The following is a 25,069-nucleotide window of genomic DNA, read 5'->3' on the forward strand; positions in this document are numbered from 1 at the left end:
GGGGCGATTTGGGGTAATGTATAAAAGATTAGCAAAAAAAATGTGTGATGAAATACAAGAGAGATTACCGCTATCGCCAAAGGTAGTTGAAGCGATGTCTTCAGTAAATCGTGAGATATTCGTCCCTCCTGCTTTTGCTCATCTCTCATATCAAATCAATGCCCTGCCAATGGTGGATTCACAATGGATTAGCTCACCTTTGACCGTGGCTCAAGTGACTGAATATCTCGCTCCAAATGGTGGAGATTCTGTTTTGGAGATTGGCTGTGGGAGTGGGTATCAGGCGATGGTTTTGTCAAAAATGTTCCGCAGGGTTTTTAGCATTGAGCGTATTGATAAGCTTTTGTGTGAGGCAAAGGATCGTTTTAGAGCATTGCAAGTGCATAATATTTTTGTTAAGCTTGATGATGGGCAGAGAGGTTGGGCGGAATATGCCCCTTTTGATGCAATATTGTTTTCAGCGTGTGCGAGAGAGATCCCTCAAGCCATTATTAATCAGCTTGAAGATGGAGGTGTGATTGTCGCACCTATGTTTGAAGGAGGAAGACAGATTATTAAGCGTTTTAGAAAATCTCGCGGGGGACTAGATAAGGGTGAAAGTCTTGGGGAGTGCTTGTTTGTTGATGTGCAAAATGGCATTATGAGATGAATACTTGTGATTTTAGGAGTGAATAGATGATAGGCTTTGTCTTTCTCTCTTTGTTTTATGCTCTTGTTGGCACATTACTTATCCATTTGTATAGTAGTGAGCAGACACATTTTTCTACCCTGTTTCGCTCTAGCTTTGTTTCAATACGATGCAGAATCTATTTTATCGTGCTTTTTATAGTTTCATTTGTGGTGCTTTGGTGGTTTGATGCAGGGGCGGTTTATGTGGTGCTTATGCTTTTGTTATTACTTGGTTTAATTGATATTCAATGCCTTGCTTTACCAGATGTGCTTAATTTTTTATTTCTTCTTGTGTGTGTGGCATTTGCATTTTTAGATTCTATGGCAATGCAGGAGAGCTTTATGCAAAGGGTATTGCTTGGTTTTGGTGTTGGTGGGGTGTTTTTTACGCTTAAAATTATGTATCAAAGCTTGGCTAGGAAAGATATTGTTGGTGAGGCAGATATAATTGTATTAAGTTCGGTTGGCATTGCTTTTGGGGTGCTTGATGCATTTGTTGGGGTATTTTTAGGCAGTGTAGCCGCACTTTTTTATGCGATTGTTTTAAGGGTGTTTTACAAGGTAAATCTTGTGAATCTTAAATTACCATTTTGTTTTTTTATTTTCGTTGGAGTTTTACTCAACCTTATATGGCTGCATTTTATCCTAAGTGAGAATCTACTCAATGCTTAAAAAGTATCTTTTTAGTTCTTTCGCACAGATTTTTTTCCCATTTTTTCTTGTGCTATTTTTTATTGCTTCTGTTGTATTACTTATTGATATTGCAGGGCGGACTTATGTGGTGAAAATGAGCTTTTTGGATTTGGGCACATTATTTATGTATCTTATTCCAAGCAGTTTGTTTTTTATTGTTCCTATTACCTTTTTTGCTGCACTTGTGCTTGGAATCTCTCGTCTAGCGTATGATTATGAACTTATGGTGTGTTTTTCACTTGGGAGTAAGCCATTTGATATTGTGAGATTCTTTTTACCTATCACACTTCTTGCCACTTTGGTTTTGTTTATGTTTTCATTTGTTTTGCTTCCTTTAGCCACAAGTGCATCTAAAAATTTTGTGGCACAAAAAAAAGCGGATATTGATGTGAATATTAAACCCGGCGAGTTTGGGCAAAAGCTTGGTGATTGGCTTGTATATGTGGATAGCGTGGATAATCGTAAATATCAGAATCTTGTGCTATTTTCGGAAAATGGCTTTGAGGGCGATACTTTTATTGTTGCACAATCTGGTCAAACAAATAATAATCAAGGCTTATTTGAGCTAAATCTTTTACAAGGCAAAGCGTATTTTGCAGCACCGCAGGAGGTGAAAAGGGTAGATTATAACACAATGAGTGTGCGGCAAAATGTCAGTGAGCCACAACTTAATGGGTATGATTTATTTGCATATTGGCAGGAGGCTTTCAGTCTTGAATCTCGCCAAAAACTTCGCAAACTCGCTCAAGCCATAATGGTTTCGCTCTTTCCTTTGGTTTCTATTTTTTTAATCCCGCTTTTTGGCATTGCTAATCCGCGGTTTCGCTCTAATATGTCATATTTTTATGTGATTGGCTCTGTGGCGTTGTATTTTGTGCTTGTATATATTGCTTCGGATAATTTTACTATTCTTGGAATGGTTGGCATACCGATTTTATGGTTTTTTGGCGGATTTTTTCTTTATAAAAAATTTATTGCAAAGTTTTATTAATGCCACGATACAAAGCTGTAATTTCTTATGATGGCAGTGCGTTTTATGGCTTTGCACTGCAAAAGCATAAGCCAAGTGTGCTAGGAGTCTTGCAAGATGGATTAGCACGAGTGGGGATAAGGAGTGAGATTCTAGGAGCTTCACGCACAGATAGAGGGGTGCATTCCACAGGACAGGTCATTAGCTTTGAATCCTCACATTTTTTTGACATACAACATTTGCAGAATCTATTAAATACAAAATTGTATCCACACATTGCAGTGCGGAGTTTGGTTGGTGTGAGCGAAGATTTTCACCCACGCTCCCACGCTTTATGGCGTTCCTATCGTTTTTTGCTTACCTCTACGCTGCCAAGTCCCTTTAGTTCGCCTTATGTGAGTTATGAAAAGATGGGCGATAGGGCGTTGTTTCAATCTGCTTTGAGTTTGTTTAAGGGGAGGCATAATTTTGCTTTATTTAAGAAAAATGGTTCTTTTACAAAAGATTCTTATCGCACGATTTTAAGAATCTTTGCTTATGAGCATAAAGGCTTAGATGTTGTGTATATAAGGGGTAATGGCTTTTTGCGTTCCCAAGTGCGACTAATGGTAGGAGCAGCACTTAGTGTAAGTCGCGGGGAGCTAAGTTTTGAGGCGTTAAGAGAGCAGCTTGAATGCAAAAAAAGGCATTATAATTTCCCCATAAGCCCAAATGGCTTATATCTTTGTGGCGTGGGGTATAGCTAGGCTGGTTTGCTTGCCTCAACATACAAAGATTCAAATGCTCTTTCTTTAAGGTCAAAAAGCAATAAGGGGTCGCGTCCATTCCCACAAGATGAGCGTTGAATAGAGACAAAGCCTAAAGATTCTAGTTCATAATGCAACCTATCATAGTCCCATACACTCAAATGGAGCCATTCTTGTGTTAGTTTCCTAATATGCTCATTGGCTAGATTCTTTTTATTTACATCTTGTTTGTCAGCGAGATATTCTTTCACACGAAAATCTAGGTCTGGCACACTGAGGCGAAGTGTGCCGCCAGGCTTTAAGATTCTAAAAATTTCTTTAAGTAGTAAGAGAGCTTCATCAATATAGAGATGTTCTAATACGTGTTCTGAAAAAACTCCATCAAAGGCATTGTTTGGACACAAAAGCGGATATCGTAAATCAAGCTGCCATTGTGGTTTTGGGGTTGTGTAAGTTTTAAAAGGCTTTAAGTGAGAGAAAAAATCAGCATTGATTATATTATGCCCCCCCCCCCATAGCCTCTTGAAAGTTTATTCCACAACCAAGATTCAAGTAGTTGAGGTTTTGTTGTAAGTGGGGTTTGCGGAATGAGGAAAAATGGCGTCCATAGAGGCTAATAAGTTCAAATTTCAGCATTCCCGCGAGGGTAAATTTGCACTCTTGTTTCATTGTAATACTCCTTTTAGTTTAGGTGAAAAATGCCTATGATTATAGCTCATTAAGGTAAAAAAGATGTGTTAGGTTTATCATTCTTTTAAAACTCATTTGTTATAATGCCACTTAACCTAGATGACGCGTCTTTCCTTTCATATCGCTAGTCTGTTGCTAAAAGATTTTTGAGCTAATCGTAGTGATTTCTGTGTGTCGGTGTTTCTGCTTGAGCCATTTGTGTGGTGAGGATTTGTCGCCTAATGAGATTCTCTTGGCTCTATTTGTGGCTTTTTTAGGCTACGCACAATGGGGTAACGCTCATTTGGGGGTTTTAGAATTTTGAAGGAAAAATATGCAAGAGAATATATTGATTATCGGTAATGGCGGGCGAGAATATGCTATGGGGCTTGTGCTAAAAGATGATAAGAGAGTGGAAGGCTTGTATTTTGCCCCGGGCAATGGTGGCACACACGCTTTAGGCACAAATATTTCAGCTATAAAACATACAGATATTTTAGAATCTATAAAAAAATATGCCATTACACTTGTGATTATCGGTCCTGAAGCACCATTGAGCGAGGGGCTAAGTGATTTTTTAAAAGAACACAATGTGCGTGTGTTTGGTCCATCTCTAGCAGCTTCTAGGTTAGAATCTAGCAAGGCATATATGAAAGATTTAGTCTCACAAGCAGGGATTAAAACAGCAAGATATATGCAATCAAGCGATGTAAAGACGCTTAGTGAGTTTATCTATACGCTCACTCCACCTATTGTTGTAAAAGCTGATGGGCTATGTGCGGGAAAGGGCGTGATTATTGCCCAAAGTCATAGTGAGGCGATTACTCATACAAAGGAAATGCTTTCCGGCAAGGCGTTTGGCAATGCTGGAATGCGTGTAGTGATAGAAGAGTTTTTAGATGGCTATGAACTTTCTGTTTTTGCCATAAGTGATGGCAAGGATTTTATTATGCTTCCAGCGTGTCAGGACCATAAGCGATTGCTCTCTGGTGATAATGGTCCAAATACGGGGGGTATGGGTGCATACACGCCCACACCTTTGTGCGATGAAACTTTGCTTGAAAAGATTAAGAAAGATATTATCGCACCTATACTAGATATGATGCGTAAGCAGGGAAGTCCATTTGTGGGAGTGCTTTTTGGCGGAATTATGGTGTGTGAAAGGGACAATGAGCTTGAACCATACTTGCTTGAATTTAATGTGCGTTTTGGCGATCCTGAATGTGAGGTGCTTATGCCGCTTTTGCAAACACCATTGCTTGATATTGTAACTCACGCTATTGATGGGAAAATCACACAGCTTGAATGCAAGATGAAGCAAAAATATGCCGTGGCAGTGGTGGCTTCATCAAAAGACTATCCTTACAAGTCAAGCCCTGCTGTGCCAATCTCTGTGAAAGAGTTTGATATGAATCTAGGGCATATTGTGTATGCGGGAGTGAGTAAAACTGAATCTGGCGAGATTCTCGCTAGTGGTGGGCGTGTGCTTTTGGCTGTTGGGCTAGCAGATTCTCTTTCTCTTGCACGAGATAATGCTTATGAGATTATGAGACATATTTCTTTTGATGGTATGCACTATCGCGATGACATTGCATTTAGGGCATTGGGCAAATGAATAATGATGAAAAGCTCCTAGAAATTTTGGAGCGGGAGAATCTCAAAGTAGCCGATAGGAGTCTGCGGATTCTAGCGTGGTTTATTGATGTGTTTTTGCTCTCTTTTATTTTTGCACTCATTCATATGGATACGCTCTCGCAAATGAGTGATTCTTCTGGCAATGTGGATTATGAGAGTGTGAGGAATTTTGTAATGGCTTTTACTTGGCAGGTATGGATTTTAAAGATTAGTTATGACACTCTGTTCGTATGGTATTATGGAAGCAGTATTGGCAAGATTATTTGCAAGATTAAAGTTGTGAGTGCGGATTTGTTTGACAAGCCAAGTTTTATATCTGCCTTGCTTCGTGCGTTCGGGAAGTATATGGGTGAGAGTTTGCTTTTTATCACTTATGTTTTTGGCTTTGCCGATAGGTTTGTGCGCACACTGCACGATAGAATCGCAAAGACTTTGGTAATTGCCTATTGAAAAAAAGTATTTGCTATGGATTTTTGCTCTGCTGTTTAGTAGGAGTGCTACAAGCCAAACAAAAGGCGGATATGTTTGATTTATCCGCTGATGATGTAAGTGCAAGTGGTGATATTATCACGGCTACTGGTAATGCGTTTTTATTCTATGGCGATATGTATATGGTTGCTCACAAAATTATTTATAACAAAGTAAGTAAGCAGGCACATTTGGAAGGGGGAGCTAAGATCTATCAAGGTGATGTGCTTTATCTTGATGTAGAGCAAGTAGATGTCAATATGGAAAATAAGCATACAAAGATGTCAAATGTGTATTTGCAAAGCGGTGCGGGAATGTGGTTTATGGCAAAGCAGAGTGAGGGGCAAGAGGGCAAGTATCGCTTTAAAAAAGGTGTTATTTCAGGCTGTGATATACAATATCCATTGTGGCATATGAATGTAAGCTCTGGCACATATAATACAGATAAAGAGTATATGAGTGTGTGGAATCCTAGATTCTATATCGGGGCGATGCCTGTGTTTTATCTGCCATATTTTGTTGCACCAACAGGCACAAAAAGAAAAAGTGGCTTTCTCACTCCCACTATGTCTTTAAGCAATAAGCAGGGTTTTATGTATATGCAACCTTTTTTTATCGCACCATATGACCGATGGGATATGACGATTGCTCCGCAGATAAGGACGCAGCGTGGTGCTGGTGGGGATTTGGAATTTCGCTTTGCTGATAGGGATAATAAAGTTGCCATTTTGCAAACGCGTTATTTTCAAAATACTGATGAATATACCACGCTTTATAATCTTAAAAATAAATATATCTATGGTGGGACTTTCAAATACGACACACAGGGAATCTTTGCGAGGAATAATGAATATATAACAGATGGTCTTTTTGCAGATGTTACTTATATGAATGATTTGGAATATATGCGTTTAAAAAGTCTTAATGCTGCTTTTAATACGCGTTTATATGAATCTCGCATAAATTATTTTCTCAATTCAAACAAGCATTATTTTGGGACATATTTTAAGTATTATTTGGATTTGTCTAAAGTTGATAATAGCCAAACTTTTCAAGCCCTTCCGCAGTTGCATTATCACCACTACACAGATTCTTTATTTTTCAGGAATTTGCTTTATACTTTTGATTTTCAAAGCAAACACATCACGCGTCCTTCAGGCTATGGATATTTTCAAAATACAATGTCTTTGCCCATAGGTTTAGCAATACCACTTTTGAAAGATTATATATCGCTTGGGGCAAATGTAGATGCGTATGCAACCTCCATATCTTTGCAAGACTACAATGGGCTAACTGACGCTTTAAAACAGCCATTAGGGAAAAATATCAATTACAGCGTGAGCAGTTATAATGTCTCGATTAACTCTGACATTGCGCGTCCATATAAACTTTTTTTTCACTCTATGCATCTTGAGGCTCTATTTAGTGGTGTGTTGCATAAATACACTTCAGAAGCCATTGCCGATGAGAGGTATAAGGCATATAATGATTTGATTGAGAGAGGCATATCCCAAGAAGCACTTGCTGTGATTTGGAATCCAAGTGATATTGTAGATGTGGTAAAAAATAAGCACAAGGTGGATTTGAAGTTTTCACAATATTTTTATGGCAAAAATGGCAAGGAGTTATTTTATTGGCGTATGTATCAGCGATTATTTTTGCAAGATACTTTTTTGAATAACTCTCAAACTTTGCGTAATGAGATAGGCTTTGCACCTATTGATGGATTGAATCTTAGCGGTTCAGTTTTTTATTCATACACAAGACAAACAATCAGCGAAGCTTCAATCAATGCATCTTTTAACAAATGGGGGTTAGATTCTAATCTCACATATTATTTTAAGCTTGATCCATTGTATTTAAGCTCGGGTTTGTATTCACCGCAGGGCAATACGGGCTTTGCTCGTGGGACAATGGGATATGATTTTGGCTATTTTCGCTTGAATACTAATGTGGGCTATGATGTGGGGCTTGGGTATTTAAAGGATTGGTATGTTACAATCTCCAAAGATATTCGGTGTTTTGGTGTAGCTTTGAAGTTTGCTCAAGATATTCGCCCAACCCTTACAGCGGACAATCAAATCACACCAATTAAAAATCAATATGTAAAGATTGAGTTTCGCTTCGTGCCTTTGGCAAACACGGGCTTTACTTATAGATTCAAAGAATAAGGAGCAAAGGTGCAAAAGATTATATTTCAACAAACACAAGACGCACTATCGCCCTTGCTTGATATGATTCAGATTAAGAATCTTCCTTTGGATAATGCGATTTTGGTAGCTATTGGGCGTGAGGGTGTGGTATTTGCACGAGATTTAGCCAATAGGCTTAAAGTCCCTATGGCATTTCTTTTTACCCAGATTATCCCTTCCCCACTCAATCCCGAATGTCCAGTAGCGGTGGTAGGTGAAGATATGGAGATAGTGATTAATGAAGAGTTGGTAAATGCTTTTGGCATAAGCCTTGATTATGTATATGGAGAGGCACAAAGGCAGTATGAGGAGGCGATTTTACCCGCTCGGTATCAGCTGCGAAAGGGAGAGGGGATTAGCTCATTTAAGGGGAAGGATATTTTGCTTTTTGATTTGGGGATTGAGACGGGATTGCGTATAGGCGTGGCGATTAAGACTTGTATGAACTTAAAAGCAAAAAGCATTTGTGTGTTTGCACCAGTAATGCCCAAAAACATTTATGAATTTTTGAGTGAGATTTGTGATGATGTGTCTTGTCCTTATCCACTTGAAAATTATGTTTCAACAACGCATTATTTTCCCACTCTTCAATCCATAGATGATGAAAGTTTTGAGAAGATTCTAAGTCAAATTACAACAAAGGAGACAAATGCAACGCATTAATGTAGAAAATGAGAATCTAAATGAAACCTATACTTTTGAGTATATGGCAAAGGCGGCAAATGGAAGTGTTTTATATCAAAATGGCGGCAGTGTGCTACTTGCAAGTGTGTGTGCGGAAGAAAATAACAAATATGATGATAACTTTTTGCCTCTTAGTGTGCAATACATTGAAAAAGCCTATGCGAGCAATAAATTTCCCTCCGGCTTTGTAAAACGAGAGGGTAAGCCAAGTGAGTTTGAGATTCTCACTTCTAGGCTAATTGATAGGACATTGCGTCCGCTTTTTCCTAAGGGCTACAAGCACATTACTTCAATTGTTATTTTGGTGCTAAGCTATGATGGCAAGAGCGACTTACAGCTTAATGCACTCAATGCCGCATCGGCAGCTTTGTATGTCTCAAACTTACCTTTGGAGAGTTTAAAAGAAAATGCGGTGTGTGGCGTAAGAATCGGGCGTAAGGACGGAGCTTTTATGCTTAATCCCACAATGGAGCAAATGAGCGAGAGCGAGCTTGATTTGTTCGTATCAGGTAGGAATGATGAGCTTTTGATGATTGAGATGAAAAGTGTGCGAAGTGAGAAAGGAGCAAATGAGCTAAGTGAAGAAGATATGATTCTTGCTTTAGAATCTGCTAAAAGCTACATTCACAGGGCTACACAGACTTATCACACGCATTTTTTGCCTTACAAAAAACAAAGCCTCATCATTGATTTGAGCCAAGATTCACTTCAAGCTGATTTGTTAGAAAAAATCGCCAAAGACTACCATACACCAATTTTAGAGGCTATCACGCTTTTAGCTAAATCAGAATCTCAAACCCAGCTTCACGCCCTTATTCAACAAGCTATGCGGAAGTATGGAATTGAAGATGAAAAAATCGCCACAGAACATATCAAAGCTTATAAGAAAAAGCTTGTGCGTGAGATGATTTTAGATTCTTCACGCAGGGCTGATGGCAGGGGTTTAAAAGATATTCGTCCCATTAGTATAGATGCAAATATTTTGCCCTTTGCTCATAGTAGTGTGCTTTTTACACGAGGGCAAACTCAAGCGCTTGTAACTGCTACACTTGGTGGAGAAAATGACGCACAAAGCTATGAAATGCTAGGCAGTAAAAATGCGTTAAAAAGGCGATTTTTATTCCACTATAATTTTCCCGGATTCAGCGTTGGGGAGGCAAGTATGATAGGTAGTGTTGGGCGTAGAGAGCTAGGACACGGCAATCTTGCTAGATGCGCTTTAGAATCTAGCCTTGCTTCACAGGATAAGACAATCCGTTTGGTTTCAGAGATTTTAGAATCTAATGGCTCAAGCTCAATGGCAAGTGTATGTGGCGGCTCTTTGGCACTATGTGCGTGTGGTGTGGAGGTGGATTCTCTTATAGCTGGGGTGGCTATGGGGCTAGTGGCTCAAGGGGAGAAATACGCCATACTGACAGATATTAGCGGTTTGGAAGACCACGATGGCGATATGGATTTTAAGGTTGCAGGTGGATACAAAGGAATTAGCGCGATGCAAATGGATATTAAGCTAGGCGGTATTACAAAAGAGATTCTAGCTCAATCTTTGCTTCAAGCAAAACAAGCTAGGGAGCAGATTCTAGCAATTATGGAGGAGGCTAGGGCAAAGATTGTGCTTAATCATTCTATTCTGCCAAAGAGTGAAAGTTTTAAGATTGCCCCACATAAGATTGTTGAGGTGATTGGACAAGGTGGGCGTGTGATAAAGGATATTATCGAGCGATTTGAGGTAAGCATTGATTTGGAGCGTGAAAGCGGGATAGTAAATCTTAATGCAAGTAACAAGGAAAATCTTGCTAAAGCAAAGGCTTTTATCTTGGAGCTTGTAAGTGGGGGTAAGAATGATAAGGTGGATTGGGAATCTTATGGTGTAGGTGAGCGATTTGTTGGCAAGATAAAGAAAATAGCAGATTTTGGGGTATTTGTAGAGCTACCGCGTGGGGGTGATGGGCTTTTGCATATCAGTAAAATTATTAAAGATAAGGAGCAAAGTATTCATAGCGTGTTGCAGGGTAAAAGTGAGCTAGAGTGTGAGATTCTCTCTTCTAGTAAGGGCAAGGTGGAATTGGGCTTAGTTTAATGTTTTTTTTATCAAAGCTTAGGCATAATCACGCTTCCAAAGTGTCAAGTAGGGGATAGATCCGAACAGGCTTTGAGATTTTTGTAAGAGGTGTTAAATGAAATTTTTAGCTCTTTTGTGTTTAGGAATGGTTGGTTTCGCGTTTGGTGCGGAGAATGATATGGGCTTGAGTATGGTTATTTCATATTCAATTGGTGGTGCTGTAATTGGTTTGGGTATCGCAGCTCTTGGTGGTGCTATCGGTATGGGACACGCTGCTGCTGCGACAATCTCTGGAACAGCTCGCAACCCCGGAATTAGCGGTAAATTGCTTGGGACAATGTTCATTGCATTGGCGTTGATTGAAGCACAAGTTATCTATACTTTGGTTTTAGCACTTGTTGCTGTATATGCAAATCCTTTCCTCCCAAGTGGAGCTATATTGGCAATGTAATTGCCAAATGCAGATTCTGCTAGAATCTGCATTGTGCGCTGGTGGTGGAATTGGTAGACACACCATCTTGAGGGGGTGGCGGGGCGACCCGTGCGAGTTCAAGTCTCGCTCAGCGCACCATACTTTAAAATCAACTTCTTGTTATTTTCAGTCTATTGCCGGAGTGGTGAAACTGGTAGACGCGCTAGACTCAAAATCTAGTAGGGGCAACCCTGTGTCGGTTCGAGTCCGACCTTCGGCACCATAAATACCTAGACTTTATTGAATCTCTATAATTTATGATTGTTCAAACTTTTATAGATGATGTTAGCTTGATGATTAAAGGATATATTGTTGGAATCTGGTTTTTCTCATTCTGCCCTTAGCCTTGTTGTGCCGCTTTTTGTTGTTGTGATGGTTGTGCTTTCAAGACGCGTTGTACTTTCGCTCTTTTTGGGCGTGTGCTTAAGCGGACTTATGCTCTATGGTTTTTCTTTAGAATCTCTAGGCTTTGTGTATAAGGCTATAAGTAGTGTATTTTATGATGAGGGCATAAATTGGGACGGGGTATTCATCTTTGCATTTTTGATTATATTGGGTGTGATTACGCAGATTATTTTATATAGTGGGGCGATTGGGGCTTTTGTGAAGTGGGCTAGGAATCATATTCAAACCACTAAAGGTTCGGAATTTCTAGCTTTTATTGCTGGAGTGGTGATTTTTATTGATGATTATTTTAATGCTTTGACAGTTGGGCAGATTTCACGCTCACTCAATGATAGCTTTCACTCTAGCCGTGAGCGTTTGGCATATATTATTGATTCTACTTCAGCACCTATTTGTATCCTTATACCGCTTTCAAGTTGGGGGGCTTACAACATAGGACTTTTGAGCAAACAGGGCATTGAAGAGCCTTTTATGGTGCTATTGCAGAGTATCCCAAATAATTTTTATGCTTTTTTCGCGCTTATTGCCGTTATTTTGACAATTATATGGAGGGTCAATCTCCCTGTAATGCGGAATAATGTCAATGTAGGTATGCAAGATTCTACAACAGATGAGACGCACATCTTTCATCGCAAAAGTGCTATTATCTATCTCATTGTGCCAATCATCGCTCTTATTGTGGGCATTTGCTTTATGATTTTTTATACAGGGTATCAGGGGCTAGAAGAGGGAGAGAGCGGACTAATTGCTATGCTCTCCCACACACAAACGCCTTTCTCGCTTTTTTGTGGTGGGGCATTTGCACTTGTGGTTACGCTTTTAATGACATTTGGCATTATAGAATCTAAAGAGTATCCTAGCATTTTTTGGTTTGGGGCAAAAAGTATGTTTGGTGCGATTTTGATTTTGATTTTTGCGTGGGCGATTGGACCGGTGATAAAGGAGCATATCCAAACAGGCGTGTATTTGGCAAATGTGGCAAAAAATGTGCTTAGTGCTGATATGATGGTATTTATGCCTGCAATTTTATTCCTTATTTCTGTCTTTATTGCCTTTTGCACCGGCACGAGCTGGGGGACATTTGCCATTATGCTACCCATTGGTATGGAAGTAACGCTCCAAAGTGGCAGTGGAGAGATGACACAAAGTGCATTTTTAGCTTTATCAGCTATTTTATCTGGTGCAGTCTATGGTGATCATACCTCGCCTATTTCGGATACGACAATTTTATCCGCAGTTGGGGCTGGCTGCTCTGTGCAAAGCCATTTTGTTACGCAGTTTCCTTATACAAGCATTGCCGCGTTGTGTGCGGGGGTTAGCTTTGTGCTACTTGCTTTAACGCAAAGCACTCTGATTGCTTTTTGCGTGGGTTTTGTGTTGCTTGGCGGTATTTTTTATATTTTAAAAAGATTCTATGGCGGAGATATTAAGACTTTAGAATCTGGAACAAAGTAAGCTAAAAATTCAAAGGAGTTTGGAATGATGTCAAAAACAAATTTAGTGGAAACAAAACATTATGCTATATGGCGTAATATTTATATCTTGTTTGTTGTTTTGTATGTTTGTGGGATTGTTTATAATTCGGCTATGCCATTCATGGCAGGTGATGATATAAATTTTTATACAGCTTTTAAGCAAGGGGAGCAGGTTTGGCACGGACTTGATTTTGGGATTGGGCGGTTTTTCCCACTAGCTGGGTGGAATCTCAATCTTGTGGCTCTTTTTTCTACAAGTCCTTACGCGTTTATGATTGGCAATGCGTGTGTGTTTATCATTACTGCGTGGGCATTTTGGCGTATAGGAATGGCTCTATGTGCTTTCTCTAATTCTAATTATTACGGGGGGGGGGGTATATATGTATAGCCTTTATAGCCTTTAGTTTAAGTGCGGGGTATGCACATATCGTTGTTGCTTTTTGTTACCCAGAGCTAACCGAGATTATGTTTTTATTATTGTTTATTCTTATGGCGTTTTGGTATTTTGAAAGTAAGAAATTTATATGGCTCATTTTGGCACTTATCTTTGGTAATGCCTGTATTTATTTAAAAGAAGTTGCCTTTATACTCATTGGTGGATTTGGCTTTTTTCATTTATTTTTTGCTTTGTGGAATGAAAAGTTTAGATTCAATCTGCTTGATAAAAGAGTGATATTGTTTGATGTATCGTGTATGCTAAGTGGGATTTTGTTTTTAATGTTATATGCGTATTTTGCCCTTGGTGGAAAAGGGGCATATATAAGTATAATTCCATTTTACTCACTTTTAAATACCTTGGTTGTTCTGTTTTTGGCTACTCCTGTCGTTGGCATACTTTTGCCAAGTGCATTATTATTTCGTCTATATAGAATCCTAAGATGCAAAGAAAGTTTGAATCCAGTGGGCGATAGTATTGGAATGATTGCCTTGCTGTATTTTGCGGCTTATATATATCTTGGAATGGCAGCTTTTCACTATTTTTCACCGGCAAATATTCTTGCCTTTTTGTATGTGTGTTTTTGTGCGCGTCTTTATGCAAAACACCTAAACTTTTTGTTAGCTCGAGTGATTTTGTGTGTAGGTATATTCCTTTTACTTACAAGTGCAATACCACAAGGTTTAAGCGGTTTTACCACTTACAAGACACAAAGTAAAAACACTCAAGATGCTTTTGATTTTTTAGCAGAATACATTCGCAAGTCTCCTGCTCAAGTCAATCTTTATTTTGATGGATTTTGTCGAGGTTTTAGCAAATGTGCCAACTCATATTGGTATTATCCTGCGTTATTTCAAACATTGTCAAAATATTATGGTGTTGCTGATAATTATGATATTAAATCTAAAGAGCCAAATGGTAAAAACTTCACTATCAATCCAAACTCTCCATTGACATTTTTTAATAGCGATGAGGTGAGTGAGCCACAAAGTGGTGATTTGGTAATTTTGCACTATGCAAGTTCAAAGTATGTGACTCCAGCTGATGTGCAGGATATTGTGAGTCAATATGAAGTTTTATTTGTTTCAAATAATTACCCTTATTACCCTATGTATAATCTTATGAGCTTGGGGGCTTGGGTATTAAAAAAGCTTAGTATCTCTACATCTTTTGATAATAGAGGCAATATTTTCAAGCTTCCCTCACAGGTGTATGTTTTGCGTGTCCCATAGGAAGTAAGCAAGATTCTACATCCACTCTAGAATCTTGCTTACTTCATTTGCTTCAAAGCATTTGATTGTCGTGTTTTTTGGCTTTTTAGCGAGTATAACTTTTTCAAATCCATAGCTTTCTAGCTCTTTTAATCTTGTCTCTATATTGCTTACTTCGCGTATATCGCCTACAAGCGAGACTTCACCAATAAAGGCGGTTTTGGGACTAAGCGGACGATTTTTAAAGCTTGAGATAATACTTGCAATAACGGCTAAATCAGCACTTGGCTCATTAATCTTTATCCCACCGACAACATTAACAAACACATCATATCGTCCAAGCGGTATGTCAAGTTTTCGCTCCAAAAGGGCGAGAAGCATATTTAAGCGATTGTTATCAAAGCCCGTGCAGGAGCGTTTGGGGTAAGCTGATTCACTCACAAGGGCTTGAATCTCAATAGCAATGGCTCTGCTCCCTTCAAGCACGACTGCCACGGCACTCCCAGCTTGTGGGGATTTATGCGTGAAAAATAGCTTTGAGGCGTTTTTGGCACTTATCAGTCCTTCTTCTTTCATCTCAAAGATTCCAATTTCACTTGTTGTGCCAAAGCGATTTTTGAATCCTCGTAGCATTCTTAGCTCTTTGCTTGGATCACCTTCAAAATACAGCACACAATCAACCATATGCTCCAAGATTCTAGGTCCAGCAATAGAGCCTTCTTTTGTGATATGTCCAATGATAAAAATGCTGATATTACGCTCCTTAGCAAGTCGCATAAGAGCAAAGGTTACCTCACGCACCTGCGAGACACTACCGGGTGCAGAGGTGATGTCAGGAGAATAAATTGTTTGAATAGAATCTATCACACAAAGGCTATATGTTCGCTCATCAAAGGCTTGTGTGATTGTGCTTAAATCAATCTCATTAAGTAAAAAGAGATGCTCACTTACAGCACCAAGCCGAGTAGAACGCATTTTAATCTGTCCAGCACTCTCCTCCCCACTTACATAGAGAATCTTAAGTCTTGATTTTTCAGCAAGATTCCCAGCAATTTTTAATAAAAGTGTGGATTTACCTACACCCGGACTTCCACCAATGAGATATAAGCCACCCGGCACAATACCCCCACCAAGCACAATATCAAGCTCTTCTTCGTGGGAGGTAAAATATTGAACAGATTCAAAATCAACCTGTGTGATTGGGATAGCGTGGGCTGTATTTGAGCTTGTGAGCTTGTGAGCTTGTGAGGCTTTTAACATATCACCTTTAAGCTCAACTAAAGCGTCCCAACTCCCGCAGTTACTGCATTTTCCAAGCCATTTTGGGCTTTGCCAACCACAAAATTGACATTCAAAAATTACACTTTTTTTTGCCACTTTAAAGCCTTAAAAAATGCTATCAAGGAGAATATTCACATATTCTTGCTTGTCAAATCTAAGTAAATCATTTTCTTTCTCACCCACGCCTATGAAGCAAATAGGGATTTTTAGCTCACTCACAATGCTAAAAATCGCCCCTCCCTTGCTTGTGCCATCAAGCTTGGTGATGATAATGCCATCAAATGCGATATTTTGCGAAAAAGCTTTAGCCTGATTGATTGCAGAACTTCCCTGTGTGCCATCAAGCACAAGGAATTTTCTTAAAGGCAAATTATTGAGTGCCTTTTGGCATACACGCACGATTTTTAAAAGCTCATTATTGAGATTTGTTTGGTTATGCAATCGCCCAGCTGTGTCAATGTAAAGCTCATCAATGTTTTTTGCCAAAGCAGAATTAATGCTATCAAAAGCAACCGCACTTGGGTCGTGCATATGCTGCGTGGCAATAACGGGGATATTGAGCTTTTGCCCCCAAAGCTTGATTTGCTCAATAGCAGCCGCACGGAAAGTGTCTCCCGCAGCCAACATTACCTTTTTGCCTTCTTTTTGCGCAAGATGTGCAAGTTTGGCAATGCTTGTAGTTTTGCCCGCACCATTTACGCCAACGATTAATGTAACAAGTGGTTTGATAGAATCTGCATTTTTTAGCAGGGGGGAAGATTCAATTTCAAGTAGAGCAAGAAGGGCTTTGTGCAACGCCTCTTTTGAAACATAGGAAGGCAAAGATTCTAGAATAGATTCCACAAGCTCGTATGCAATATCGCATTCAATCAAAATCTCCTCTAGCTCATCTTTGCTTAGCTTATCTTTTTTTGAGCCAAGAAGTGAGGCGATATTTTGGGTAGTTTTTTGAAGAGTTTTACTTAGGGATAAAATCATTTTTGCTCTTGATTTTGAGTTAGATTTGAATCTGACTCTTGTGGGAGATTATCAAGGGTTTCAATCTCATCTTGTGCTTTGGCATCAAGCTTGTCTTGAATAAGATAGCGTATGTCAAGCTCCACCATCTCTTCAGGCACTAATCCCACATAGTCAATCACCTTTTCACCCTGTTTATCATAGAGGGCAATGTAGCTTAGTTTCTCATCTTTGCTTAGGAAATTGAGCAGATTCTTATTGTCATTTGGGGCATAGAGCTTGAATCTTGGGTTAATAGCACTTACTTGCTGCTGCAAACTCGCAAGGTCTTCTTTTGGGCTAATGGCAATCACAGAGATAAACTCTTGATATTTATTGTGTAAATCAAGGATATGGAGTAGCTCATCTTGACATTGTATGCAGTCTTTAGAGATGAAAAAAAGCAAGGTTGGGCGTTCATCTTGGGTTTGAAATACACTTTGGGTTTGATTGGTTTTAAATTTTAAAGATTCATTTTGCGTGTTTATAACCTCAATGCTTAGAATCTTATCCTGCCCTCCACCTTCAAATCCAAATACATCTTTATCCTTATCGCCCTCATCACTACACGCACTCAACAATACTGCTATTGCCACATACATAAAGAAAAACTTAAAATGAGATTGTTTTATGAGAATCTGTGAAAGTTTCATCGCCCTTCTCCAAAGTATTAGGTTTTGTGTTATCATTATATCCAAAAAAAGGATTAATAATTACCAAACAAGACTTTAGAAAAGTGGCAAAAACATTTTTAGGCTACAAAACACGCTATGCCTTATTGCAAGATAAAGCACTTAACAACACACTCTTTGCAATGCTAAAGCAAAAAAAGATTAAAAATGTGCTTGTGTATATGCCTTTTGGTAATGAGGTAAATATTTTTCCGCTCATTGCCACACTTCGCAAAAAAAAATATAGAGTTTTTATCCCTTATATACAAGAACTTTATTTTAAAATGATACCATTGCGAATGCCATTGCAAAAAAACGCTCTTGGCATTTATGAGTCAAACAATTCTACATTTAATTTAATAAAAGTTGATGCGATGATTATCCCAGTTTTGGGGATAGATGAGGATTTTAGGCGTATTGGTTTTGGCAAGGGTATGTATGATAGATTTATGTCCTGCCTGAAAGAGAAAGTTCATATTATTTTTATAGCAAGAAGTCCAAATTACACTCCAAGCGTAATTACAGAATCTTATGATGTGCGAGGAGATTGTTTTCTCACCCCATCGGCTTTATGTTTAAGGAAACACAATGGAAGTATGGTATGCAATAGGAGGTATAACCTTCGCATTATTGGTGGGCGTGAGTGTTTATCTTATCACAAGAAAGATTTTTAACTCTCACTCTCAAGTGATTATAGAACAAGCTAAAGCAAAAGCTAAGGCAATTGAGTATGAGGCACAAGAAAAGCTCAAAGACCACAAGATTCAAATCAAAGAAGAGCAGCTCAAGCTCCAGCAGCACTTTGATAAAGAGAGTGCTAGACTAAAAAAGGAGTATGAATCTGTTTTGGCGGAATTTGAGAAAGAGGAGCAGTGTCGCTATCAGCAGCTTAATCATCAAAAACAACAAGTTGAGAGAGAAAAGCAAGAAGTTGCCGAACTTAAGGTCAAGGTTTTGCGTTCCCAAAGTGAGCAGGACAAACTCAAGCTTGAGTATCAAAACGCCAAAAAAGAAATGCTAAATATCATAGCAAATCACGCAAAAATGAGTAGGGAGGAAGCCACAAGCATTTTGCTTTCGCATCTTGAAATGGAGCTTGCCGATGAAAAGGCTATGCTTATCCGCCACTACGAGAGAGAGGCAAAAGATGAGGCAAAAAGAAAGGCAAACTATATCCTTGCTCAAGCTACTACGCGTTATGCGGGTGAGTTTGCTACTGAACGCTTAGTTAATGTCGTTAATCTCCCAAATGATGAGCTAAAGGGGCGTATTATTGGCAAAGAGGGAAGGAATATTAAGACCTTGGAGCTTATTAGCGGTGTAGATGTCATCATTGATGATACGCCTTGTAGCATTATTTTAAGTAGTTTTAATCTCTATCGTAGAGCCATTGCTACACGCACGATTGAGAGCCTTGTGGAAGATGGGCGGATTCAGCCCTCACGCATTGAAGAAGTGTATGAACGCATTAAAAATGAAATGGACGAGCAGATGCGTCAAGATGGCGAAAATATCGTGCTTGATATGGGGCTTGGCTATATGCACCCAGAATTGAAGTTTTTGCTTGGCAAAATGCGTTATCGTGCGTCTTTTGGGCAAAATGCGCTTGGGCATTCTATTGAAGTGGCAAATCTTGCAGCCATTATTGCAGGGGAGCTTGGCGGAGATGAGAAACTCGCACGAAGAGCTGGAATCTTACACGATATAGGCAAGGCACTCACCCAAGAGCTTGGCGGTAGCCACGTGGATTTGGGTGTTGAGGTTTGCACTTGTTATAAAGAACATCCTGTGGTAATTAATGCAATCAAAGCTCATCACGGCTATGAAGAGATAAAAAGTATAGAATGTGCCGCTGTGTGCGCTGCAGATGCACTCTCTGCTGCACGACCGGGGGCTAGACGCGAAGTGCTTGAGAATTTCCTAAAAAGAATGCAGGATATTGAAAATATTGCGATGGATAAAATCGGCGTGAAACAAGCCTATGCTATTAATGCAGGCAGAGAAGTGCGTGTGATTGTAAGAGCGGATTTGGTCAGTGATGAGCAAAGTATTGTGCTAGCACGCGAGATAGCTAAAGAGATAGAATCTAGTCTGCAATATCCCGGCGAGATTAAAGTAAGCGTGATTAGGGAGTTAAGGGCTGTGGAATATGCAAGATAATTGTCATAAGGGTTTGAAAGGTTCCTGCCAAGATTCTAGCATTTTTGCTTGGTTACCTGTTTTATGCGTTACTTTTGGGGCATTTATCTTTAATACTTCGGAGTTTATACCTATTGGGCTTTTGGGTGCGATTGGTAATGATTTTGCTATGAGTGATTCAGAAGTTGGGCTAATGCTAACTATCTATGCGTGGGTGGTTGCCCTCTCTTCTTTGCCGCTTATGCTTTACTTTGCACAAAGCAATCTTAAATCTCTTATGCTAGGCGTTATTGCTGTATTTGTGCTTAGTCATTTCATCTCTGCTTTAGCACAAAATTTTACTCTACTTGTAGCTTCTCGCATAGGTGTAGCTCTCTCTCACGCGCTCTTTTGGTCTATCGCCTCTGTTATGGCGGTGCGTGCTGCACCAAAGGGTAAGCAAAGCAGTGCGTTAGGCTTTGTGATTACCGGTAGCTCACTTGCTATGATTGTGGGCTTACCGCTTGGGCGTATGATAGGGCTGTATGTGGATTGGCGTGTAAGCTTTTTGTGTATTGGACTTGTGGCATTGTGTGTTGGCATTGCGTTTTGGAGAGTGTTTCCTAGTATGCCTAACACACAAAGTATCTCGCTAAAAACGCTTCCCACATTGCTGCATAACAAGGCATTTATGAAGATTTGTTTTCTCACACTTGTTTTTGTGAGCGGACATTTTAGTGCATATACTTATATTGAGCCATTTTTGGAAAATGTAGCAGGGTTTAGGGCTAACTCTGTTACTTTTATCTTGTGTTTGTTTGGACTTATGGGGGTGGTGGGCAGTGTGCTGTTTGCAAGATTCTATGAGCGGTTTCATTTAGCCTTTGTGCGTCTTAGCCTTTTTGGCTTGGGGCTTAGTATGCTTTTGTTGTATGTTGTGAGTGAATCTAGTGTGGCTATTACACTACTTTGTGCGGTGTGGGGGCTATGCTTTATGCTTTTTGGTGTGATTTTTCAATCACAAGTGATTGCCGCTGTGCCAAATGCTACGGCGGTGGCGATGAGTATTTATTCGGGTATTTTTAATGTTGGCATAGGCAGTGGGGCGTTGATTGGCGGCTTGGCATATACGCATTTTGGGATAGAATCTATTGGCTTTGTGGCAAGTGGGATATGTGCTGTTGCGGCGTTATATTTTGTGAGTGTTATGGGCTTTGCGAAAGTATTTAGGAGGTTTAAGAGAGTATAGATTACTTCAGCTTTTTCACATAATCACAAGCAAATTGATTATTTATTTCACACGCACGAGAATACAGGAGCTTTGCTTTTGTTAAATCTTGAGGGGTATTGAGCCCTTGTTGGTAAATCTCTGCACCAATCACACACGCATATAAGCGGTTTTCATCACAAGCTTGTGAATCTAGCTCAAGGGCTTTTTGTGTAAATTCTTTGCTTTTTTGCAAATCCTGCTTAACATTCACGCCATAAAAATAATATGTCCCAAGCACAAAACACGCATTTTCCATATCACGCTCACACAAAATCTCAAGGTATTCTAAGCCTTTTTGAATATCCTTTGTTACGCCGTGTCCATCAATGAGTGCTACGGTTTGAATGGAGCACCACTCCACAGCCCCTTGTTTGCACGCTTCTATGCTATTTTGATAGCCAAGCTGGTAGAATTGCTGGGATTTTTCTAGATTTGCTTTAGAATCTTTTTTATCCTTAGAGGACTTGTTTTCATAGTAACTTCCAAGGTAAAGACAAGCACCCGGATGTTTGCTATCACAGGCTTTTTTTAGAAAAACACTTGCTTCATCACTATTTTTTGTCCATCGTGTTACACCTTGATAAAACATAGAATCTACTTGGCGGATTGAATGCACGAGCGGAGAGAGAGTAGATTCTGCATTGTCTTTATCCATTTGCTCATTTTCATTAGCAAAGGCAAATGTGATGGATAAAAGCATAAGATAAAAGCCCAAGATTCTCACTAGCTGCTCCTTTTATTAAGATGCACAAGCTGTGGGAAGTTATGTGTTACCATTTGATTATGTGAAAAGAAATTTTCAATATGTTGTGTGATTTGAGTAACATCACTTAGTGTATTAATCAGGTTTCTAAACTCACTTGCCCCATCGTGTCCTTTTGTGTAGGCGTGAAGATTCTTGCGAAACATAATCGCTCCCCTTTCCCCATAAAACTCTATCATTTTATTAAAATGCTCCAACACAAGCTCTTTTTTAATAATAGGTGGAATCTTGTGCGTCTTATTTCTAATCTGCCAAAAAATCCACGGCGAGGTAATGGCGGCTCGTCCTATCATCACGCCATTAGCACCGGTATGTTCTAGCACCTCTTGGGCTTTTGTTGCGCTATCAATCTCGCCATTAGCAATAAGGGGCATAGGGATATTTTGCTTAATATGTGCGATGGCATCATAATCAATCCTCTCTTTTTTGTAGCCATCTGCTCGTGTGCGTCCATGCACCACGACAAAATCCGATTTTACATCTTTGAGGGCTTGAGCTATCTCGTGTGGAATCTTCTTATCAAAACCAAGGCGGACTTTGAGACTTGTATAGGGTGTTTTGGCGTTTTCTTTAATAAGGTTTGCGATTTTTACTAACAGATTCAAATCTTTTAAAAGACCGCTTCCATTGCCGTGATTTGCCACTTTTGGGGCTGGGCAACCACAATTTAAATCAATAATATCAATACCTCCTTGAGCGTTTAGAATCTCCACAGCTTGTTTAATCACCTCTTGTTTTGAGCCAGAAATTTGCACGCTATAAGGCTGCTCTTTTGGGGATTTTTCAAGCATTTTTAGGGTGCGTTTGTTGTTATACACAAGGGCGTGAGAGCTTATCATCTCACTCACGGTTATATCCACGCCAAAGCCCTTAACTACGCTGCGGAATGGCAAATCTGTGTATCCTGCAAGAGGGGCTAACATTAAGAGATTATTAAACTCAATCATTTAGTTTCTCTGCTTATAGTCTGTGTAGTCAAAACTTTTTAGAACTTCAAACTTGCCATTTGTGTCAATCACGCCAAGAGAGGGTAGGGGAATACCATTGAAGGTATTATTTTTTACAATAGTGTAATGAAGCATATCCTCAAAAATGATTTTATCGCCAACAAGTAAAGGTGTATCAAAGCTATAATCGCCTATGACATCTCCAGCTAGACAAGTTGGACCGCCTAAGCGATAAGTATATTTTGCGATATTAGCTCCTTTATCAGATTCTATATCGCCATTTTTTGAAAGCTTGCAAAGATTTGGGCGATAGGGCATTTCAAGGCAATCAGGCATATGAGCTGCGGCACTCGCATCAAGGATAGCGATATTCATCTCATTTTGGACAATATCAATGACCTCGCCTATAAGAAAGCCTACTTGCCACCCTACAGCTTCACCCGGCTCTAAGAACACTTCAATGTCATCATATCGTTGCTTAAAGTCTTTAATAAGATGGATAAGCAACTCGCAGTCATAATCCTCCCGCGTGATGTGATGTCCCCCGCCAAAATTAACCCACTTTTTATTTTTGAGATAGATTCCAAAGTGCTTTTCAAAGTGTGGCAATGTGCGTGAAAGGGCAGCAGAATCTTGCTCGCAATGCGTGTGAAAATGCAAACCATCAATGCCTTCAATACCATATTGTTTTACGCCTTCTTCAAATGCTTGAGGTGTGATACCTAAGCGAGAGCCCGCAACACAAGGATTGTAAATAGGCGGCTCTACCTCGCTATATAGAGGATTGACACGCAGTCCCACTTCAATGAGAGAAAGATTTTGTGCTAGGAGTGCTTGATTTTTAGAATCTATCAGGGGTTTAAACTTTTGCCATTGATCAAAAGAGTTAAAAATAATATGTGTGGCGTATTCTAGGATAGATTCAAACTCACTCTCTTTGTAAGCTGGAGAAAAGACGCATATTTCCTTGCTTTGCGTATGGTGATGTTGTGTTTGTGTAGCTACCCTGCCCCCTATTTCTTCATAGCCTAGTCTTGCCTCATACAAGCCGCTTGCCGTGCTTCCACTCAGTGTGTGTTTAAGCGTATCAAACCGCCTCCAAAAAGCATAGCCTTTCAACGCTAGGAGAATCTTTGCTCCACTTTGTTGTTGAATGGAATCTAAGATTCTAAGATTGTGATTGAGCTTTTCTTCCTCTAAGACATAAGCTGGAGTTGGAATCTCTAAAAGTGTGAGAGAATCTCGCATATTTAAATCACTTTGTTATTTAAGGGCAAATTTTCTTACCGCAGCCTCAATTTCAACAGGATTTGACTTAGAGATAAACTCATCAGCATCAAGGGAGCGCGCCATATCTTCGTTGCTACTTCCACTCATTGATGAATTAACCACGATAGGTAAATGTGCGGTAGCAGGGTTGCTTTTGACTTGTTTGATAACCTCAAATCCACTTGCTTCTGGCATTTCAAGGTCTGTGATAATCATACCAATGGAGTTAATATCAGTAGTTGGCGAGAAAAGATAATCAAGCAAATGTTTGCCATTGATAAAATCGTGGTGGATAACGCCAAGCTTGTTGAGTATAAGCTGCATTGTGCGTAGCACGGTAGGACTATCATCGGCAAGAAGAATGCTCTTTGTCGTATCCACTTGAGAGATTTTGGCAATGCCTTCTTCCTTATCTTTTTCAATCCACGGAAAGACATCTATGAGCATTTTTTCAATATCTACAACTTGCACTAAGCGTCCATCAAAATAGCGTGTGCGGCTAACAAGCTTGCCATTATGTCCGCCACCACCTACACCTACACCTTGCTCAATCTCTGTCCATTTTTTGTTTAAGATTCTATCTGCTTCGTAGATTCTCACGCCAATTGTCCAGCGTGAAAACTCACAAATCATAATAATATCCTCTTCCCCCGGCTCTCTCTTCACTCCATAATCACGCAAATTTCTTGCTTTATTGTTACTATCATAATAAAACCACTTACGCATATCAATAAGAGGGATTGTCAGCTCACGAATGGTAATAAGCCCCTCCACTAGGCTATTGCTCTCGTGTGTAACAACCGTGAGCATTCCGCTGTATTTAATCACCTCGCGAATCTTAAAGACATTCACTGCATAGAGATCTTTGCCTTTTTCTAAACGAAAACAAAGTAGCTGCAACTCGTTATTTTTGTGAAGGCTTGTTACCTGATCGATTTTTGACATACTCGTTTTAGACATAATCACA

25 protein-coding genes and 2 tRNA genes are annotated in these 25,069 nt (G+C 39.6%); 18 read left to right on the forward strand and 9 right to left on the reverse strand.

Translation table 11 applies throughout. From position 1 onward, the window contains the following. Positions 1 to 16 precede the first annotated feature (16 nt). From EBF12_RS06400 to truA, 4 genes are read left to right on the forward strand one after another with little or no spacing between them, the layout of a single operon-like run. Positions 17 to 649, forward strand: coding sequence for a protein-L-isoaspartate(D-aspartate) O-methyltransferase (locus EBF12_RS06400; RefSeq protein ID WP_121726916.1), 633 nt, complete (start codon positions 17 to 19; stop codon positions 647 to 649). A gap of 26 nt (positions 650 to 675) precedes the next feature. Continuing rightward, a complete protein-coding gene (locus EBF12_RS06405) occupies positions 676 to 1,341 on the forward strand; it encodes a prepilin peptidase (protein ID WP_121726917.1) in 666 nt (221 codons plus the stop codon). Continuing rightward, positions 1,334 to 2,353 carry an LptF/LptG family permease gene (locus EBF12_RS06410; RefSeq protein ID WP_121726918.1) on the forward strand — a complete coding sequence of 340 codons (1,020 nt, stop codon included), beginning with the start codon at positions 1,334 to 1,336 and terminating at the stop codon, positions 2,351 to 2,353. The genes EBF12_RS06405 and EBF12_RS06410 overlap by 8 nt, the downstream gene beginning before the upstream one ends. Then, positions 2,353 to 3,078, forward strand: a complete 726-nt coding sequence (gene truA, locus EBF12_RS06415) for a tRNA pseudouridine(38-40) synthase TruA (RefSeq protein WP_121726919.1) — start codon at positions 2,353 to 2,355, stop codon at positions 3,076 to 3,078. The genes EBF12_RS06410 and truA overlap by 1 nt, the downstream gene beginning before the upstream one ends. Here the strand turns inward: truA and EBF12_RS06420 are convergent. Together EBF12_RS06420 and EBF12_RS11100 are read right to left on the reverse strand one after the other, a co-directional pair. Next, positions 3,075 to 3,482 (reverse strand): class I SAM-dependent methyltransferase, encoded by a 408-nt coding sequence (locus tag EBF12_RS06420; protein ID WP_157979065.1) that lies wholly within the window; start codon positions 3,480 to 3,482, stop codon positions 3,075 to 3,077. The genes truA and EBF12_RS06420 overlap by 4 nt on opposite strands. 94 nt (positions 3,483 to 3,576) lie before the next feature. Then, the gene (locus tag EBF12_RS11100) at positions 3,577 to 3,747 is read right to left on the reverse strand and encodes a hypothetical protein (RefSeq protein WP_157979066.1); all 171 of its coding nucleotides are present in this window, start codon (positions 3,745 to 3,747) and stop codon (positions 3,577 to 3,579) included. Positions 3,748 to 4,081: 334 nt separating this feature from the next. Here EBF12_RS11100 and purD point away from each other — a divergent pair, with 334 nt between their 5' ends. The 11 genes from purD (at position 4,082) to EBF12_RS06475 (ending at position 14,808) form a co-directional block, all read left to right on the forward strand. Beyond that, positions 4,082 to 5,362: a phosphoribosylamine--glycine ligase gene (purD, locus tag EBF12_RS06425; protein WP_121726921.1), complete on the forward strand. Its 1,281-nt coding sequence runs from the start codon at positions 4,082 to 4,084 to the stop codon at positions 5,360 to 5,362. Continuing rightward, complete coding sequence (locus EBF12_RS06430; RefSeq protein WP_121726922.1) at positions 5,359 to 5,832, forward strand: RDD family protein; 474 nt, start codon at positions 5,359 to 5,361, stop codon at positions 5,830 to 5,832. The genes purD and EBF12_RS06430 overlap by 4 nt, the downstream gene beginning before the upstream one ends. Then, positions 5,829 to 8,021, forward strand: a complete 2,193-nt coding sequence (locus EBF12_RS06435; protein WP_244196425.1) for an LPS-assembly protein LptD — start codon at positions 5,829 to 5,831, stop codon at positions 8,019 to 8,021. The genes EBF12_RS06430 and EBF12_RS06435 overlap by 4 nt, the downstream gene beginning before the upstream one ends. A 9-nt stretch (positions 8,022 to 8,030) precedes the next feature. Next, positions 8,031 to 8,705 (forward strand): phosphoribosyltransferase, encoded by a 675-nt coding sequence (locus tag EBF12_RS06440; RefSeq protein WP_121726923.1) that lies wholly within the window; start codon positions 8,031 to 8,033, stop codon positions 8,703 to 8,705. Continuing rightward, positions 8,692 to 10,806: a polyribonucleotide nucleotidyltransferase gene (locus EBF12_RS06445; protein WP_121726924.1), complete on the forward strand. Its 2,115-nt coding sequence runs from the start codon at positions 8,692 to 8,694 to the stop codon at positions 10,804 to 10,806. Before EBF12_RS06440 ends, EBF12_RS06445 begins: the two co-directional genes overlap by 14 nt. A 97-nt stretch (positions 10,807 to 10,903) precedes the next feature. After that, positions 10,904 to 11,239 carry a F0F1 ATP synthase subunit C gene (locus EBF12_RS06450; protein WP_115722091.1) on the forward strand — a complete coding sequence of 112 codons (336 nt, stop codon included), beginning with the start codon at positions 10,904 to 10,906 and terminating at the stop codon, positions 11,237 to 11,239. A 35-nt stretch (positions 11,240 to 11,274) separates the two neighbouring features. After that, a tRNA-Leu gene (locus EBF12_RS06455) sits at positions 11,275 to 11,359 on the forward strand. Between the two features lie 37 nt (positions 11,360 to 11,396). After that, a tRNA-Leu gene (locus EBF12_RS06460) sits at positions 11,397 to 11,483 on the forward strand. Between the two features lie 149 nt (positions 11,484 to 11,632). After that, positions 11,633 to 13,120 carry a Na+/H+ antiporter NhaC family protein gene (locus EBF12_RS06465; protein ID WP_208630960.1) on the forward strand — a complete coding sequence of 496 codons (1,488 nt, stop codon included), beginning with the start codon at positions 11,633 to 11,635 and terminating at the stop codon, positions 13,118 to 13,120. A 24-nt stretch (positions 13,121 to 13,144) separates the two neighbouring features. Beyond that, positions 13,145 to 13,528, forward strand: coding sequence for a hypothetical protein (locus tag EBF12_RS06470; protein ID WP_121726926.1), 384 nt, complete (start codon positions 13,145 to 13,147; stop codon positions 13,526 to 13,528). 77 nt (positions 13,529 to 13,605) lie between these two features. Continuing rightward, on the forward strand, positions 13,606 to 14,808 hold the full coding sequence (locus EBF12_RS06475) for a hypothetical protein (RefSeq protein WP_121726927.1): 1,203 nt from the start codon (positions 13,606 to 13,608) through the stop codon (positions 14,806 to 14,808). A 15-nt stretch (positions 14,809 to 14,823) separates the two neighbouring features. On the opposite strand, the gene radA is transcribed toward EBF12_RS06475, so the two are convergent. From radA to EBF12_RS06490, 3 genes are read right to left on the reverse strand one after another with little or no spacing between them, the layout of a single operon-like run. Next, positions 14,824 to 16,164: a DNA repair protein RadA gene (gene radA / locus EBF12_RS06480; protein ID WP_121726928.1), complete on the reverse strand. Its 1,341-nt coding sequence runs from the start codon at positions 16,162 to 16,164 to the stop codon at positions 14,824 to 14,826. A 9-nt stretch (positions 16,165 to 16,173) separates the two neighbouring features. Then, positions 16,174 to 17,046 carry a signal recognition particle-docking protein FtsY gene (ftsY, locus tag EBF12_RS06485; protein WP_121726929.1) on the reverse strand — a complete coding sequence of 291 codons (873 nt, stop codon included), beginning with the start codon at positions 17,044 to 17,046 and terminating at the stop codon, positions 16,174 to 16,176. Next, on the reverse strand, positions 17,043 to 17,717 hold the full coding sequence (locus EBF12_RS06490) for a TlpA family protein disulfide reductase (RefSeq protein WP_121726930.1): 675 nt from the start codon (positions 17,715 to 17,717) through the stop codon (positions 17,043 to 17,045). The genes ftsY and EBF12_RS06490 overlap by 4 nt, the downstream gene beginning before the upstream one ends. Positions 17,718 to 17,800: 83 nt before the next feature. Between EBF12_RS06490 and EBF12_RS06495 the strand changes: the two genes are divergently transcribed. From EBF12_RS06495 to EBF12_RS06505, 3 genes are read left to right on the forward strand one after another with little or no spacing between them, the layout of a single operon-like run. Beyond that, positions 17,801 to 18,409, forward strand: a complete 609-nt coding sequence (locus tag EBF12_RS06495) for a 5-formyltetrahydrofolate cyclo-ligase (RefSeq protein ID WP_244196426.1) — start codon at positions 17,801 to 17,803, stop codon at positions 18,407 to 18,409. Next, positions 18,324 to 19,895, forward strand: coding sequence for a ribonuclease Y (gene rny, locus EBF12_RS06500; RefSeq protein ID WP_121726931.1), 1,572 nt, complete (start codon positions 18,324 to 18,326; stop codon positions 19,893 to 19,895). The genes EBF12_RS06495 and rny overlap by 86 nt, the downstream gene beginning before the upstream one ends. Beyond that, positions 19,885 to 21,102, forward strand: a complete 1,218-nt coding sequence (locus EBF12_RS06505; RefSeq protein WP_121726932.1) for a sugar transporter — start codon at positions 19,885 to 19,887, stop codon at positions 21,100 to 21,102. Before rny ends, EBF12_RS06505 begins: the two co-directional genes overlap by 11 nt. Position 21,103: 1 nt before the next feature. Here EBF12_RS06505 and EBF12_RS06510 read toward each other — a convergent pair whose 3' ends face one another. The 4 genes from EBF12_RS06510 to EBF12_RS06525 are packed head-to-tail and all read right to left on the reverse strand — an operon-like array spanning position 21,104 to position 25,062. Then, the gene (locus EBF12_RS06510) at positions 21,104 to 21,847 is read right to left on the reverse strand and encodes a tetratricopeptide repeat protein (RefSeq protein WP_121726933.1); all 744 of its coding nucleotides are present in this window, start codon (positions 21,845 to 21,847) and stop codon (positions 21,104 to 21,106) included. Further along, positions 21,847 to 22,833, reverse strand: a complete 987-nt coding sequence (locus EBF12_RS06515; RefSeq protein WP_121726934.1) for a tRNA dihydrouridine synthase — start codon at positions 22,831 to 22,833, stop codon at positions 21,847 to 21,849. The genes EBF12_RS06510 and EBF12_RS06515 overlap by 1 nt, the downstream gene beginning before the upstream one ends. After that, positions 22,834 to 24,081, reverse strand: coding sequence for a carboxynorspermidine decarboxylase (gene nspC, locus EBF12_RS06520; protein ID WP_121726935.1), 1,248 nt, complete (start codon positions 24,079 to 24,081; stop codon positions 22,834 to 22,836). Positions 24,082 to 24,096: 15 nt separating this feature from the next. After that, positions 24,097 to 25,062 (reverse strand): chemotaxis protein, encoded by a 966-nt coding sequence (locus EBF12_RS06525; protein ID WP_121726936.1) that lies wholly within the window; start codon positions 25,060 to 25,062, stop codon positions 24,097 to 24,099. Between the last annotated feature and the right edge of the window lie 7 nt (positions 25,063 to 25,069).

It is taken from the genome of Helicobacter labetoulli, from assembly GCF_003670275.1.
Taxonomy (GTDB): Bacteria; Campylobacterota; Campylobacteria; order Campylobacterales; family Helicobacteraceae; genus Helicobacter_C; species Helicobacter_C labetoulli.

What these genes read in the sequence shown, in the direction of transcription:
- EBF12_RS06400 (WP_121726916.1), top strand. Translation starts at nt 17, where the DNA reads ATGTATAAAAGATTAGCAAAAAAAATGTGTGATGAAATACAAGAGAGA.
- EBF12_RS06405 (WP_121726917.1), top strand. Translation starts at nt 676, where the DNA reads ATGATAGGCTTTGTCTTTCTCTCTTTGTTTTATGCTCTTGTTGGCACA.
- EBF12_RS06410 (WP_121726918.1), top strand. Translation starts at nt 1,334, where the DNA reads ATGCTTAAAAAGTATCTTTTTAGTTCTTTCGCACAGATTTTTTTCCCA.
- truA (WP_121726919.1), top strand. Translation starts at nt 2,353, where the DNA reads ATGCCACGATACAAAGCTGTAATTTCTTATGATGGCAGTGCGTTTTAT.
- EBF12_RS11100 (WP_157979066.1), bottom strand. Translation starts at nt 3,747, where the DNA reads ATGAAACAAGAGTGCAAATTTACCCTCGCGGGAATGCTGAAATTTGAA.
- purD (WP_121726921.1), top strand. Translation starts at nt 4,082, where the DNA reads ATGCAAGAGAATATATTGATTATCGGTAATGGCGGGCGAGAATATGCT.
- EBF12_RS06430 (WP_121726922.1), top strand. Translation starts at nt 5,359, where the DNA reads ATGAATAATGATGAAAAGCTCCTAGAAATTTTGGAGCGGGAGAATCTC.
- EBF12_RS06445 (WP_121726924.1), top strand. Translation starts at nt 8,692, where the DNA reads ATGCAACGCATTAATGTAGAAAATGAGAATCTAAATGAAACCTATACT.
- EBF12_RS06450 (WP_115722091.1), top strand. Translation starts at nt 10,904, where the DNA reads ATGAAATTTTTAGCTCTTTTGTGTTTAGGAATGGTTGGTTTCGCGTTT.
- EBF12_RS06465 (WP_208630960.1), top strand. Translation starts at nt 11,633, where the DNA reads ATGGTTGTGCTTTCAAGACGCGTTGTACTTTCGCTCTTTTTGGGCGTG.
- EBF12_RS06470 (WP_121726926.1), top strand. Translation starts at nt 13,145, where the DNA reads ATGATGTCAAAAACAAATTTAGTGGAAACAAAACATTATGCTATATGG.
- EBF12_RS06475 (WP_121726927.1), top strand. Translation starts at nt 13,606, where the DNA reads ATGTTTTTATTATTGTTTATTCTTATGGCGTTTTGGTATTTTGAAAGT.
- ftsY (WP_121726929.1), bottom strand. Translation starts at nt 17,046, where the DNA reads ATGATTTTATCCCTAAGTAAAACTCTTCAAAAAACTACCCAAAATATC.
- EBF12_RS06490 (WP_121726930.1), bottom strand. Translation starts at nt 17,717, where the DNA reads ATGAAACTTTCACAGATTCTCATAAAACAATCTCATTTTAAGTTTTTC.
- rny (WP_121726931.1), top strand. Translation starts at nt 18,324, where the DNA reads ATGGAAGTATGGTATGCAATAGGAGGTATAACCTTCGCATTATTGGTG.
- EBF12_RS06505 (WP_121726932.1), top strand. Translation starts at nt 19,885, where the DNA reads ATGCAAGATAATTGTCATAAGGGTTTGAAAGGTTCCTGCCAAGATTCT.
- EBF12_RS06515 (WP_121726934.1), bottom strand. Translation starts at nt 22,833, where the DNA reads ATGATTGAGTTTAATAATCTCTTAATGTTAGCCCCTCTTGCAGGATAC.
- nspC (WP_121726935.1), bottom strand. Translation starts at nt 24,081, where the DNA reads ATGCGAGATTCTCTCACACTTTTAGAGATTCCAACTCCAGCTTATGTC.
- EBF12_RS06525 (WP_121726936.1), bottom strand. Translation starts at nt 25,062, where the DNA reads ATGTCTAAAACGAGTATGTCAAAAATCGATCAGGTAACAAGCCTTCAC.